Here is a 13,611-nt window from a genome sequence, read left to right on the forward strand (position 1 = left end):
CCCATGCGCATCGTAGGCCGCTACGCCGTGTACGACGAAATCGGCCGGGGCGGCATGGCGGCCGTGCACTTGGGGCGGCTCCTGGGGCACGTGGGTTTCTCGCGCACGGTGGCCATCAAGATGCTGCGGCCGCAGTACGCCAAGGATCCGTCGTTCGTCTCGATGTTCCTCGACGAGGCGCGGCTGGCCGCACGCATCGCGCACCCCAACGTGGTGCACACGCTCGACGTGGAGGCCACGCAGGGCGAATTGTTCGTGGTGATGGAGTACGTGCACGGCGAATCGCTCTCGCGATTGATGCGCCATGCACGCAACGAGAAGACGCCCATTCCGCTGCCCATCGCGGTGTCCCTTCTCTCCGGGGTTCTTCTCGGCCTACACGCGGCGCACGAAGCGAAAGGCGTGGATGGCGAGCCGCTCGATCTGGTTCACCGCGACGTGTCGCCGGACAACATTTTGGTCGGCGTCGACGGCATCGCCAAAGTCGCGGACTTCGGCATCGCGAAGGCGCGCGGCCGGTTGCAGACGACGCGCACCGGGGAGCTGAAAGGCAAAGTGGCCTACATGGCGCCGGAGCAGCTCGAGGGGCGCGCGGTCCGGGCGAGCGACATGTTCGCGGTGGCCATCGTGCTCTGGGAGGTGCTGGCCGGGCGACGTTTCTTCGAGGGGAAAGACGAGCTGACGCGCATGCGCACGCTGCTCAACGGCGCCATCGAGTCACCACGTGTGCACGCGCACGCGATGCCCGAGGCCCTCGAGACGGTGGTGATGCGCGGGCTGGAGCGCGATCCGAGCCGGCGCTTCGCCACGGGGCTGGAGATGGCCACGGCGCTGGAGCGTGCGGTGACACCGGCGAGTGCGATCGACGTGGCGCAGTGGCTCGAGACCGCCGCCGTGGTCGCGCTCGAACGACGCTCGGTGCTGCTGGCGCGCATGGAGGAGTCTTCGCACGACGCGTTTTCGCAGCCCGCGCTGCCATCCTCGGAGCCGACGCCCGGTCCGGTCGAGGCGGAGGAGGAGTCGGAGGCCGGTGACCCCACCCGCCCGGTGCCCGGGCTCGCCGCCGATTCGCGATTCGCGATTCGCGATTCGCGAATGGCGAATGCCGTAGCCCCCCCTCCCCCGCGGCGCAGGCGGCTGGCGCTTTTCGCGACGCTGCTGGTGCTGGCGACCGGGGTGGTGCTTCTGGCCACGAGGAAGAAGGAGGAGACGAAGTTCACACCGTTGCCGGTCGAGGCGCCGTCGGCCGCACCCGTGGATGCCGACGTACCGGTCGATCCCGTCGCTCCGTCGGCCGCGCCGTCGGTGCCTCCGCCTCCCAAAGGCAAAGCGCGAACGACGCGACCTGCCGCGAAGCCGGGAAAATCCGACTGCACCCCGCCGTACACCATCGGGAGCGATGGGCTTCGGCACTACAAGCCGGAGTGCTGGTAAGGTCTCCCTCGATGCCGTTGCCAGCTCCGAGTTCCGTCGTTCGCACCACCGCGCTCCTTGCATTCGCCGCCATGGCCTTCGGCACCTTCCCGGTGTCGGCGCATGCGCAGGGCGATGCTCGGGCCTGCGTGGCCGCGGTGGAGCAAGGGCAAATTCTACATCGCGATGGCAAACTCCGGCGAGCGCGCGAGAAATTCATCGCCTGCGCGCGCGACGAGTGCCCCGGCCCAGTGAGAAAAGACTGTGCACACTGGCTGTCCGAGGTCGATGCCAGCATGCCGTCGGTGGTCTTCGGGGCGAAGCTGCGCGACGGTCGTGAATTGCGACAGGGGCGCGTTCTCTTCGACGGCGAGCCGCTTCGCGACAGCTTGAACGGGCGCGCCGTGGCGGTGGATCCAGGTGCGCACACGCTGCGCTTCGAGCTGGACGGCGCCAAGCCTCTGCAGCTCGAGACGGTGATTCACGAGGGCGAGAAAAACCGCCTCATCGCCCCCACATTGGAGCCAAGCGATGGACCGGCGGCGACGCCCCCTCCGGCGACGCCCCCTCCGACGGTTGCCGCACCACCGCCGAGCGCTCCTCCGGAGGCGCCCGAGAAGCCGGAGCCTGCCGAGGGCCGGCCCATCCCGGTGGCTGCGTTCGTGACGGGCGGTGTGGCGCTGGTGGGGCTCGCGGGCTTCACCTACTTCGCCTTGAAGGGTCGAGGTGAACTGGACGATCTGCGTTCGAGCTGCGGCCCGAACTGCCCCCAGGACGACGTCGACAGCGCACGCGGAAAGCTCCTGGTGGGCGATGTCTTTCTCGCAGGCGGATTGATCGCCGCAGGCATCACCACGTACCTGGTGCTCACCCGCCCGACGGTGCGCAATCCCAACGTGACGTTCGATGTCCAAGCAGGCCCGCGCGGCGCCACGGCCGAATTGCGCGCGCGATTCTGAGATTCACTATTTCGTAAAGACGCGAACGTAGTCGATTTCGTAGGTCGCCGGGAGCGTGGTGCCCGTGGCCGGGGGTGACTCCGAAATCGCGAATGTCAACATGAGATAAAGCGATGTGCCGCCCGTGGAGGGCGCGTCGTAAACGCGCTGGCCATCGAAGTACCAAATCGTGCGATTCGGCTCGGAGTCGACGGCGTAGGTATGCCAGGCGGCGGTCCAATCACCATTGTCCGCGGGGATCTCCCGCAGGCTTTTCTGGCCGTTCTGCGTGTTCAGGATGCATGTGACGTTGCCCGGCTCATGTCCGGCGAACGATGCAATGTCCAATTCGGGGGTGGAGCTCTCGCTCGTCGGCCACGACCAAAACGCGGGATGGAGTCCGCTGCCTTTTGGCCATTTGATTTTAGCCTCGACGTAACCATATTGAAAGGTCGCCAACGACTTCGATTGCACCATACCCGACGTGTAATGGAATGTTTGCGACGTAGCCGGGTGGTCTTCCCGTTTGGCAATCAATTTGAGCGTGCCGCCGCTGACCACGACGTTTTGCTTCAGGTACCATTGGACTTCGTTGTTGCCGGGATCGGAGTGCGCGCGCTCACCCTCGCGCGGGTATTCGGTCGCCCAACCCGCCCCCAGCGCGTCGCCGTTGAACTCGTCGCGGAAGGTCAGCTTCCAACCGCTGCCGGGCGGGTACACGACAGCCTCGTTGTTCGCGTCGGAACCGGGGCCCCCTTCGACGGACCCGTCCGGGGTGCCGCTGCCGCCGTTGCCTCTCGTGAGGTCGTCGGTGGAGGTGAGCCAGTAGCAAGCGCTCATGCTGCCAAAAAGGCCGATGAACGCGGTGCCCGCGGCGAGTCGATGTTTCCGAGTGCGGCTAGAAGGTGCCATGAAGCCCGATGCGCGAAGGTCCGATCTCGAGAGCCGCGGCCGGTGCTTGGCCCCGCTGACCTTTCTTGCCCAAATACCATACCGCGACCGCACCGCCCGCGAAAGCGGCGCCAAGCGCCAACGAGACGTTGGCGATCACCGTGTCGGTGCTGACCCCCTCGACGTCCGAGGCACTGCAGCGCGGCGCACACGTCGAGCGCAGATGCGACGACTGCACCGCCGCCTTAATCTCAAACGTCGCAAAACTCGCCAACGACACACCTGCCAACGTCCCGAGAATGTACACGAACGGCGAAACAAGCTTTTCGACGCGAGCCGTCCCGGCTCCCTCCCCTCCTGGGGGAGGGCCGGGGTGGGGGTGCGTCGGCGACGACAACGTCACAGTGACAGGCCGCGCACGCTCCCCCTCATGAACGACGAGCCGCTGCTCGACGGGCAGCCTTCCCGCCGCCTCCACCCGAAGACGATGAACACCAGGATCGACGGGGATGGCCCGCCCATCGAGCGAATCGACCGCCCCGCCGTCGAGGGTCACCTTGAGGTCGAGCAAATCGCGGCCCTCTTCGTCGCGTGCGGCCACGACCAGCGATGGGATGGTCGCATCGAGCGTCGAGAGCCACCCGTCGCAATCCTGTTTCACCACGGCCGGACAGACCATGCGCGTGCAGATGAGGAGCTGGGCCCGCGCCTCGATCATCTTTCCCTGCCCCAGTAGGCGCTGCGCGTATTCCGAGCTCGACGCGCACACGTCCTTCTCGTCCGCGCGCGCCGGCAACGTCATGGCGAACACACCCGCGGCCATCACCAGAGTATGAACGAGTCGCATCTCAGAGGCACTCGCGCTTGTAGATCTTTCGGCCGGTCTCATCGCGCATATACGGCGGCTTGCAGGCATCGTCGGGCGGCTTGATCGCCGCAGCGGCGGTCTTGTGGACGCGCGGGCCCTTCGGCGGCACCGGCGCAGCCCCCGTCGACAGCGCGGCCACGGGTTCCTCCACCGCGACGGGTTCGTCCTTCGGTGACTCGACCACCGCGGCATGTGAGGCGACCGCCGCGGGCGCCCTCATCCGAACGTGCGCGAAAAGAGCGCCCCCGACCACGGCCGCCGTCCCGACGAACGCGATCGATCCGACGATCGCGACCTTCGCGCCGCGCCGTGCGGGCGGGGGCACCACGGTGCGGGCCGAGACGGGCGCACCGCGCTCGATGCTCTCGATGAGTGCGACCCGCTTCGCGAGATCCTGCTCGGCACGAGACTGCACCCACGCGCCCAACTCGGCCGCCGATGGAAGGGCAATGCTCCTCTCCAGCTCGAGGGCCATCTCCTGCGCCGACGCGAAGCGCTTGTGCGGCTTCATCGAAAGCCCGCGCATCACGATCTCGTCGAGCGCGATGGGCACGTCCGCGACGAGGGCGCTCGGCGGGCGTGCAGCCCCCGTGAGAATCTTCTCGTACACGTGCGCTTCGTTCTCCGCCGCGAAGAGCAACCGCCCGGTGAGCGCTTCCCAAAGCGACACGGCCGCCGAATACACGTCGGTGGCGCGGTTCACCTCGCGGCCGTGGAGCTGCTCCGGTGCGACGTAACAGAGCTTGCCCTTGAGCGTGGAGCCATCGGTCGCCCGCGAACGCTGCGTCGCCTTGGCAATGCCGAAGTCGGCGATGCGTGCCGAGCCATCCACGCCCACGAGCACGTTGTGCGGGGTCACGTCGCGGTGCACGATCGAAAGAGGCTCCCCCTCGGGCGTCTTTGCATCGTGCGCCGCGTGCAGGCCATGCAAGACATCGACGAAAATAGCCGCGGCCATGGCCGGCGGCACCGGCAGGCTCGAATCCGAAGCGCGATGCACGAGCCGCGCGAGCGACTCGCCGTGCACGTACTCCATGACCAAAAAGAGCTCGTCGCGCTCGGCCACCACGTCGACGATGGGCACCACGTTGGGGTGACGGATGCGCGCAACCAGCCGTGCCTCGTCGAGGAACATGGAGACGAAGTCGGGATCGCGCGCGTAGTGCGGGTGCAAGCGCTTCACCGCCACGGTGCGCGTGAACCCCGATGACCCGCAGAGGCGCCCCAGATGGATGCTCGCCATGCCGCCGGCCGCAATGACCGAGTGCAGCTCGTAGCGACCGAGCACCAACGGCAATGTCCGAGAGTCACCCACGCTACCGCGGCAGCTTAGCGCGCCGCCCCCTACCGCGCGAGCTTGTAGAGAGCAGGAGCCGTGCCTGGACGTCCAGGCACGCCAGCCAAATCGGTCCAGTAGACGGCCTTCGCATCGACGGCGATGTCCAACGGATTGGTTCCACGTCGTTGAAAAAGAATCGTCTCGTTGTTGTTTGGATATCCCGCTTTGGCCACCATTTTGATCGCACCATCTCCGGTGGTCCAAAAGACGGTGTTGCGCGAAGAATCGAAGACCAGAAAGCGCGGATCGAATTGTTGCGGGGCTACGGCCCTTTTGGCGCAACTCGTGAGCGAGCAGCCCCAGGCAAACACCCCATCCGTTCCCGTAAAGTAAAGATTGCCATCCGAGATCAGGCCCTCCGCTCCGGGCGCCGCCAGGGGTGCTTCTTGCGCGCATGGAAGCCCCGCGTCGGCTCCCATGGATTCGCACCCCTTCAGCGCGCCGTCACTGTACATGGGAGGCGTTCCGCGGTTGCTCCAATACAGGGTTTTGTCGGTGGCCAAAATCGATGAGATGGCCCCCGGCTCCGGCGCCACCACCAGCGCAGGTCCGCCTGCATCCTTCGAGGCGATGTTCATGCGCCGTATGGCCCCGACGGGCGCCGACGCATCGGGATTTCCCTCGGACCAATACACATAGCCACCGGCCACCGAGATCGCATACGGAGCATTCGCGCGGGCGATGCGTTCCTTGCCGCCGTCGATGGTGGTTGCCCAAACGTTGCCCGCGGTGCCGCCGTCCGCCGGCGGGCCGAAGTCGGTGTAGTAAAGCGTGTTGCCTGCGAGGGTGACGCGCGGCGGTGGGGATTGCGCATGACCGTCGCTCGGCGCCAAGACGACGAGCGGCCCGCCGTTTTTCGAGATGCGCGTGACCGCACCGCTGGCGTTCACCCCGTAGACCGATGCGTCGTCGAGCACGATGTGCATCGGTGCCACGCCGCCCTCCGCGAGCAGAATCGGCTGGCAGAAGCCTCCCTGGCACGCACCGCCGAGGCAATCGTGGCCGCACGCGCCACAGTGCTCCGAGACCACGCGCGTGTCGACCTCACATCCGTTTGCACCGGCATCGTCGCAATCGGCGAAGAAGCCCGGACAGACCACCGGGCATGGTCCGTCGCATTCACTCGGGCCGCCACCATCATCCCAGGGACCGCCGGACAAGCCGTCGGTGAAGCGACACGCCACCAAGACGCCCACACACGCGACGGATGCGACGGCGGCAACGAGCGGCGCGGACGCGAAGGCGAGGAGCCGTGTCATTCTTTTTCTTGGCGAGACTTGATGACATAAAAATAGCGCCGCGCAATCCCGGAGGCCGCCGCCGCCCGCACCACGTTACCGCCATGCTTCGCCAGCACGCGCTCGACGTAGGCGCGCTCGAACGCGTTCATGACCCGGTGGCGCGCCTCGGGAAAGGGCAGGTCCATGGCCAGCGTCTCGCGGAGCGCGTCCCCTTCGGGCGGGGCCGCGGCAGGCGAAGGCGGGACGGAGGGTCGCATCTCCGCGAGGTCGCCCAGCGCAAGGCGCCGCGCGACGGCGTTGTGAAGCTCGCGCACGTTGCCCGGCCAGGCATACTCCTCGAAGCGGCGCAAAAGGTCGTCGGGGATCGGCTTGTCCGTTCCACCGAGTTGCTCCCAGAAGTAGCGACCGAGCACCTGCACGTCGCCACGGCGCTCGCGCAGCGGCGGCAGCTCGATACGGGCCACGGCGAGCCGGTAGAACAGGTCGTCGCGAAAGCGGCCCGCCTGGACTTCCTTGTCGAGGTCGCGCCGGGTAGCGGCCATCACGCGCACGTCGACCCGGACGAACTTCTCGGCGCCCACGCGTTGCACTTCGCTTCGTTCGATGGCGCGCAGCAGCTTGGCCTGGAGTGCGATGTCCAAATCGCCGATCTCGTCGATGAGCAGCGTGCCCGTGTGCGCGAGCTCGAAGACGCCGCGGCGCGCGGAGATGGCCCCGGTGAAGGCGCCGCGCTCGTGCCCGAACAGGGTGGACTCGAGCAGGTTGCTCGCCACCGTCGTGCAGTCGAAGACGACGAAAGGGCCCTTCTCGCGGGCACTCTCCTCGTGGATCGATTCGGCGAGCAGCTCCTTGCCGGTGCCGGTTTCGCCTTCGATGACCAATGGCACATCAGTCGCGGAGAGCCGCTCGCAGAGTGGGTAGAGGCGGCGCATCTCCGGGCTGGCCCCCACGAGGCGTCCAAAGCGCATCGCGGGGGCGATGGGGTGCTCGGCCGGCATCGCCACCACGTCGACGTGGAGCACGTTGCCGCCGAGACGAATGACTTCGCCGCCGCGGAGCCGCACGTCGAAGATGCACACGCCGTTGGCCCACGTGCCGTTCGTGGACCCCAGGTCCGTGAGGCGGAGGCCCTCGGGCGTGACGTCGATGGCCGCATGCCGGCGCGAGATCTGCCGGTCGCCGAGGCGGAAGGCGCACGCCGGGCTCGTTCCCACGAGCACGCGCGACGGCTGCGTCCCATCGAGCACGAACTCTCGACCGGCGTCGGGTCCCTCGACGACCCGCAGACGAAACGTGGCCGTCGCGGTGAATGGCCCCCGCGGCCGGGATTGCAGAACGGTCGACGCGCCCTCGTCGTTGGGCATTCCCCCTAAGGTATCACAGCAAGGGCATCACGGCTTACTCCACGCCTCGATGGCGGCCCTCTGGGCGTCGGTCAGGGTGAAGCCCGATCCGGACGGCGGCATCGCCGCAGGGGTCCCCGCCTGCGCGACCACGCGCTGGTAGACCGCTGCACGCCGCGCACTCCAGAGCGCATAACTCGAAAGGTCCACGTTGGACGCGTCTTTTCCCGTTCCCGGCGCGCTATGGCAATGGCTGCACACCGTCGCGTAGATCGGTTGGACATTCGCCGACCACGCGGCCTCGTCGTCCGTGCCCCCTGCCCCGGCGGCATATCGAAGCAGCTGGCCACCCGCGACCACCCAAACGTCACCCGACGGCGATCCGGCCAACTGCACATCGCCGGGAGCACGGAGAGCCAACCCCGAGGAGATCGACACATGGCCATCCTTGACGAGCGCCAGCTCCCCATCCACGGCAAACCACACGTTGGCACCGGACGAGGCAAGCCCGCGGATCGTGCGCGCCCCCGCGTCGTACACCGAGCGCATGGCGCCGCCGTCCAATCGATACACCGCGTGGTGCGTCGCGGAAAACAGCGCACCCGCCGCGTCGTAGGCCACGAACGCCGCATCGGCAAGTGCGACGGTCTCTTGCGAAGACTCCTGCGCGGGCGTGATGATGCGCACGCCATCGTCGGCCGCAATGGCCACACGCCCCGCCGCCGAGGCCACCGCACGAAGGGCCGGCGCCGCGTAGTGCCGCACCGTGGCGCCATCGCTGGTCGCAAGGCCTTGCTCGAGGAGAAAGCCGGTGGCCCGCTCGCTTCCCGCGAGACCCGCGACTTTGTCGGATACCAAGCCGAATCGATCCGACACGTTCTCCACGCCGTCGTGCCCGAGCACGCGTTGCAGCTTTCCTTGCCCATCGACGCCGACGATCCACGTGCCGAGCCCCGAGGCCGATGGGATCACGCCCGCGGAGCGCCATGCAGTGACCGTGGTGTCCGTCCCCACCACCGAGCCGCTGACGAACGTGGTGACCCCGACGGCGCCGAACACGGCCACCGTGGTGTCGTACTCGGCCACCGCCTGCACCTGCCCCGTCTCGATGCTCGACGGATTCCACGTCACGGGCACGAGCGTGAGCGTCGTCACACCGCCGTCGTCATCCCCCGAGCATGCGGCGAGAACGAATGCCGCCACGATCCCCATCGAATGCTTCACGCGAGCAGCTCCTTGATGACTTCCCCTTCGCGGAAGTACTTCTGCGGATCGACACCAAAGGCCGAAACGAACGTCGCCAGAACATCCGGCGGCGCCACGGGCCGGGGACCATCGACGAAGGTCCCCGCATTGGCCGGAAGGAGCTGCTGCGGATCGGTCTTTCCGTAGAGCGTCTTTCCTTTGAACTTGGGCGAAATGATCAGCGCCGAACCATTGGGATAATGATCGCGCCCGCGCTGGAGGTTGATCTGCGGCGTGCGGCAGAAATCACTGGTCACCAGGATATGCGTGTGATCGCTCAACTTGCGCCCGGTGCGCGTAGGGTGCGGAATCTGGTCCAGCTGTGCGAGCAGCGCCGCCAACGTATCGAACGTCTCCTGCTGCGTCGCCGCCTGGTTCGTATAATTCGCCGAGTGCGTATCGAAGCCATTGAAAATGAAGCTCACGCACCGCGCGATGTTGTTGCGAAAAGCCTCCATCGCAAACGCCGCATTCACCGCCGCCGCCCGCTGGAAGCGCAACGTCGAAATGTTCAATTCCGGGTGCGCCGCAATGAGCGCGGCTTCGCTGAAGACGCGTTGCAAACTGGCATTCGTGAGCAAATTCTGAAGCGCACCATATTGTGAGCCAAATCCCTGGAGGGCGCTGGGATCGTTCGATATGGCCGCCAGGTCGTTCGCTTCCTCGGTGAGGACGGCATTCACGGCGTTGCGTTCCGTCTGCGTGTCGTAAAGCGTCGCGCGCGACAAGGACTGCGCCATCGTGCCGATGGTGGCAATCCGCAGGGGGCGCGCACGTGCATCCATTTGGGCACCGAGCAAGTACGACGGATATTGCACGCTCACCACCGGCAAGAGTTGCTCGGTGCCGAACTCGTTGGCGCAGCAAACGTCGATGCTCGATTGATTCGGGCGCCCTCCGTTCAAATGGCGTCCGGTCACGGCAAACGTTTGTCCGTCGGGATGGCTCACCGTGTTCGTCGCGAGGCCGTTCACCACGCAAATCCGTGAGGCATGATCGGTGAGGTTGCCAATGGCCGGACCGAACGTGAACGGCGTGCCGCTGGGGCGGATGGCCTGGAAGGAAACCCCGCCGTCGGAGAGCTTCGCCGTCCCGCTTTGCCATTTGCGAAGCGCCGCAAACGTAGTGTTCACCGTGCTCGCGGGATCGATGAGCCCCGTCTCCTCCCACCGCGGGTCGAGACTCAACGTCACGTCCCATCCGCCCAATGCGTGAATCAAAAGGAAGAAATCGTCACTTTTTGCGGGCTCCGCGGCGACCGCGCGAAACAGCGGCGCGCCCGCCAGCGGCAAAAATCCCGCGCCGGCGAGAAAGGCTTTGAGAAAACTGCGGCGGCTCGAGGTCGTCATCGTGCAATCCTCAATAGAGATGAAACTCGGGGTGACGAATCAGGCCGTAGCAAACGGCCGCCCATCCGGCTTCCGCCGGCGAAAAGCGCGAGCCCGTCACCTTCGCGTGGGCGGTCGCGGTGTCTTGGTACAACTTCCAAAAGCGATTCGTGCGATCCGTCGGCGCGAGCTTGGCCGGATAGTTCAAAAAGGTGCGGTGCACCACGTCGAACCTGGGCTCGAAGCCGGCCGCGTCGAGCTTGGCCGGCATGTCGAAATCGTAAATGAGCCTCGGCTTCACCGTGCGATCGTGCTCCAGCGCACGGTCGCAAAGGGCCACGCCGGCGCGCTCGAAGGTGGCCATCATCAGCGTATTCGTCTGGCTCACGCGCGGCGTGTCGTAGCGGTAGTCGGGCATCCCCATCGTGCCCAGGTAGTCGCGCCACGTATCGAATAGCTTCGAACCATCCGCCCCGCGCGCCTCGAGCTGCGCTTGCATCGGTGACAGGCCGCCGAACAGCGTGAGGTACGTGCGAATGTACGACTCCGCCATGATGAGCCGCGGTCCTTCCTTCGGTGTGGTGTCCTGCGCCACGCCATGCCCCGGCGGCAGCGGCTCCGGCCGAGACCCCGGCTCGCCCGCCGACTTGGAGCATCCCGCCAAAAGCACCGCGATGGATAATGCAAAGAGCTTTCTCGAGAGGTTCACGGCGCACCCCCTGCGCGCCACGCGCTCGAGGTCAAATTGTTCGATTTGCGGTACGCGTCGCTGAGGAGCATTTTCTTCACCACCGCACGCATCTTGAACCCGCCTTGCGCGAGGGCATCCGCCAGGGTGCGCGCCAACGCGGCATCTTCGGTGGTCAAGGTTCGCCCGAGGAAGGACGTGGCCACGTTTTGCGCGACGCACGATGCAAATTCGGAGTGCGACGTGAGCTCGGCGGCCATGCCCTTCGGCCCGCTGTCCGCATGATTCGTCCCACCCGTCACGTCGGGGTACGCGCCGCGCAGCACCGCGTGCTTGGCATCGCTGAACGCGGGATCGTAGTAGCGTGAGCAGGTCTGGCTCAGATTGCCTTTCGCGTCCTTTTTGCAAACCGTCGTATCGATGGGCATCTTGTCCGCGGGGAAGTACGTGACGCTGCTCTCGGCCACGCGCGTGAAATAAGCGGCCATCGGTTCCAAGGTCGCATGGCACGACTTGCAACCATCGCGGGTCATCAAATTGGGGTCTTCGGAGGGCTTGAGTTGCAAATTGGGCGGCGCAATGAAGTCCTTGCAGAGAAACGTGTTGTACAGCGCATGCGCCCGCGCGCGCCGGGTGCCGTACTTCGTCAAAAAGATGGGCATGGTCATGATGCCCGACGCATTCCCACCGCGACTGGCCACCGCCGTCCAAGTGTTCGCATCGTGCGGCAACAGCGATGCCGGGAGGTTCTTCGGGTCGAACAGCGGCACGGGCTCGCTGTACCCGAATGCCACGGCAGCTCCGCAACACGCGGCCGGCGCATCGCTTTTGTAATACTGCATCAGCGGCCCATTCACGAACGTGTACGGCGCCGTGAGCATCTCGCGCATATCGCGATCTTGGCCAAAGAGGTACTGCATGAAGTGCCGCGCCTCCTCGCCCCACCACAGGCGATCCCAATCGCCGCTATCCTGCGCAATGCTGTCGATGGGCGCGTCCGTGCCGAAAATGTCCATTTCCGGCGCAACCACCGCGGGCACCTGACCGTTGGAGCTCGGCGTCGGAAAGCAATGTTCGAGACCGGTGCCGCAACCGCAATCGATGGCGTGCGCAATTCCGGTTTGCGAGCGGCATGAAATGGCATCTCCCTCGTTCTGCGTGGCGAAGGCGTCGTCGGGCGGCGGATAGGTGTAGCGCCCGAACGGCGGGCCGCCGCCGTCGCCGGTCACCGGGGTCGTTCGGCCGCTGCGGTACACATGACCGACGTCGGCCTTCTGCGCCTCTTCTTTGCAAATGCGAATTTGCGCGGGCGCGCTCGCACCGTCCGCATCGGTGAGCAGACCAGCCACGGGTGTAAATCCGTAATTGGACCAGGTGGCGGCGTCGTAATACTTCGACGGCGAGGTATTTTTGTAATCGCGGTACAGCCACCAAGGTTTGACCACCACCGTCGCCGCATCGAGGACGGCCTGCGACACGGCCTTTCCCTCCGCGGGCCCGCCCGGCGGATACGGCACCGCCGGTTGATTCACCGGGAACGCGAGGCCCGTTTCGTCGGGTGTCAGACAAAAGTCGCCATCGGTCTCCACGCGCGCACGCCGCTGCCCAAATCGGTAATAGACGTAAATCGGCTTGCCGTCCGGCCCGAGGACCTTTTGCCGCCGAAGGTCCACCTGCGTATTGAGCGCATTGAACACGGGACTCACCTGCAGCCGCAAAAGGTCCATGTAAATCCGGGTCACGCGATCGGCATAGGCGTCCCCGGTGAGATGCGCGTCGAGCCACGCATCCAGGTTGAAGTCGGCCTTCTCGAACGCCGCCACCTCGTCCCGGGTCGGAATACGCCCTACGAGATCCACGGTGAGCGCTCGAAAATGACGATAGTCGTCCAAAGCCGGCGCGGCGTGTGCGTGCGCCGTCCAGACGACACCAAGCGAAGCTACCAACGCGATCTTTCTCACGACGACTCCTCCGCCGGCCCCCCATCGCACGCCCCGCGCCAACCCCCCGCCCTGGACCGGCCTATGTCCGCCTTATGAAAAATGCCGAGCGCCCTCGGGGACACGTCCCGAACCGGGGCAACGAGGTGTCACCGATCCGATCACTGGCTTGTGATCGGATCGATCACAAACCTGGAACGGATCGAAAGCGAACCGCCAAGACGCCAAGAGCGCCAAGAAGGATTGATGTGCTGAATCCTCAAATCCCTTGGCGTTCTTGGCGTCTTGGCGGTTCCTCTCTCTTCAGGCACGCGACCGTCACACGTTTGTCACACCGCCGACGCGGCGCGACGCATATTGAGGAGCGTGCACAGCGT

11 protein-coding genes are annotated in these 13,611 nt (G+C 66.0%); 2 read left to right on the forward strand and 9 right to left on the reverse strand.

Features of this window, described 5'->3' with window-relative positions; translation table 11 throughout:
* The first annotated feature begins 3 nt into the window (after positions 1–3).
* Both LVJ94_35730 and LVJ94_35735 read left to right on the forward strand, forming a co-directional pair.
* A complete protein-coding gene (locus LVJ94_35730; GenBank protein ID WXB02255.1) occupies positions 4–1,434 on the forward strand; it encodes a serine/threonine protein kinase in 1,431 nt (476 codons plus the stop codon).
* Positions 1,435–1,445: 11 nt separating this feature from the next.
* A complete protein-coding gene (locus LVJ94_35735; GenBank protein WXB02256.1) occupies positions 1,446–2,372 on the forward strand; it encodes a hypothetical protein in 927 nt (308 codons plus the stop codon).
* A 6-nt stretch (positions 2,373–2,378) separates the two neighbouring features.
* Here LVJ94_35735 and LVJ94_35740 read toward each other — a convergent pair whose 3' ends face one another.
* Genes LVJ94_35740 through LVJ94_35780 form a run of 9 tightly spaced genes read right to left on the reverse strand, consistent with a single transcriptional unit; the run spans position 2,379 to position 13,255 of the window.
* On the reverse strand, positions 2,379–3,263 hold the full coding sequence (locus LVJ94_35740) for a glycoside hydrolase family 16 protein (protein WXB02257.1): 885 nt from the start codon (positions 3,261–3,263) through the stop codon (positions 2,379–2,381).
* Positions 3,250–4,089, reverse strand: coding sequence for a hypothetical protein (locus LVJ94_35745; GenBank protein ID WXB02258.1), 840 nt, complete (start codon positions 4,087–4,089; stop codon positions 3,250–3,252). The genes LVJ94_35740 and LVJ94_35745 overlap by 14 nt, the downstream gene beginning before the upstream one ends.
* A 1-nt stretch (position 4,090) precedes the next feature.
* Entirely contained in the window at positions 4,091–5,425 is a 1,335-nt protein-coding gene (locus LVJ94_35750; GenBank protein ID WXB02259.1) for a serine/threonine protein kinase, read from the reverse strand.
* A 29-nt stretch (positions 5,426–5,454) separates the two neighbouring features.
* Positions 5,455–6,708, reverse strand: coding sequence for a DUF5050 domain-containing protein (locus LVJ94_35755; GenBank protein WXB02260.1), 1,254 nt, complete (start codon positions 6,706–6,708; stop codon positions 5,455–5,457).
* Positions 6,705–8,054: a sigma 54-interacting transcriptional regulator gene (locus LVJ94_35760; protein ID WXB02261.1), complete on the reverse strand. Its 1,350-nt coding sequence runs from the start codon at positions 8,052–8,054 to the stop codon at positions 6,705–6,707. The genes LVJ94_35755 and LVJ94_35760 overlap by 4 nt, the downstream gene beginning before the upstream one ends.
* 27 nt (positions 8,055–8,081) lie before the next feature.
* Positions 8,082–9,257: a cytochrome c gene (locus tag LVJ94_35765; GenBank protein WXB02262.1), complete on the reverse strand. Its 1,176-nt coding sequence runs from the start codon at positions 9,255–9,257 to the stop codon at positions 8,082–8,084.
* The gene (locus tag LVJ94_35770; protein WXB02263.1) at positions 9,254–10,627 is read right to left on the reverse strand and encodes a DUF1501 domain-containing protein; all 1,374 of its coding nucleotides are present in this window, start codon (positions 10,625–10,627) and stop codon (positions 9,254–9,256) included. Before LVJ94_35770 ends, LVJ94_35765 begins: the two co-directional genes overlap by 4 nt.
* A 10-nt stretch (positions 10,628–10,637) precedes the next feature.
* Positions 10,638–11,315, reverse strand: a complete 678-nt coding sequence (locus LVJ94_35775; GenBank protein ID WXB02264.1) for a hypothetical protein — start codon at positions 11,313–11,315, stop codon at positions 10,638–10,640.
* A complete protein-coding gene (locus tag LVJ94_35780) occupies positions 11,312–13,255 on the reverse strand; it encodes a DUF1585 domain-containing protein (GenBank protein WXB02265.1) in 1,944 nt (647 codons plus the stop codon). Before LVJ94_35780 ends, LVJ94_35775 begins: the two co-directional genes overlap by 4 nt.
* Positions 13,256–13,611 lie beyond the last annotated feature (356 nt).

It is taken from the genome of Sorangiineae bacterium MSr11367 (assembly GCA_037157805.1).
Classification (GTDB): Bacteria; Myxococcota_A; Polyangia; order Polyangiales; family Polyangiaceae; genus Pendulispora; species Pendulispora rubella.

What these genes read in the sequence shown, in the direction of transcription:
- LVJ94_35730 (WXB02255.1), top strand. Translation starts at nt 4, where the DNA reads ATGCGCATCGTAGGCCGCTACGCCGTGTACGACGAAATCGGCCGGGGC.
- LVJ94_35770 (WXB02263.1), bottom strand. Translation starts at nt 10,627, where the DNA reads ATGACGACCTCGAGCCGCCGCAGTTTTCTCAAAGCCTTTCTCGCCGGC.
- LVJ94_35760 (WXB02261.1), bottom strand. Translation starts at nt 8,054, where the DNA reads ATGCCCAACGACGAGGGCGCGTCGACCGTTCTGCAATCCCGGCCGCGG.
- LVJ94_35735 (WXB02256.1), top strand. Translation starts at nt 1,446, where the DNA reads ATGCCGTTGCCAGCTCCGAGTTCCGTCGTTCGCACCACCGCGCTCCTT.
- LVJ94_35740 (WXB02257.1), bottom strand. Translation starts at nt 3,263, where the DNA reads ATGGCACCTTCTAGCCGCACTCGGAAACATCGACTCGCCGCGGGCACC.
- LVJ94_35745 (WXB02258.1), bottom strand. Translation starts at nt 4,089, where the DNA reads ATGCGACTCGTTCATACTCTGGTGATGGCCGCGGGTGTGTTCGCCATG.
- LVJ94_35755 (WXB02260.1), bottom strand. Translation starts at nt 6,708, where the DNA reads ATGACACGGCTCCTCGCCTTCGCGTCCGCGCCGCTCGTTGCCGCCGTC.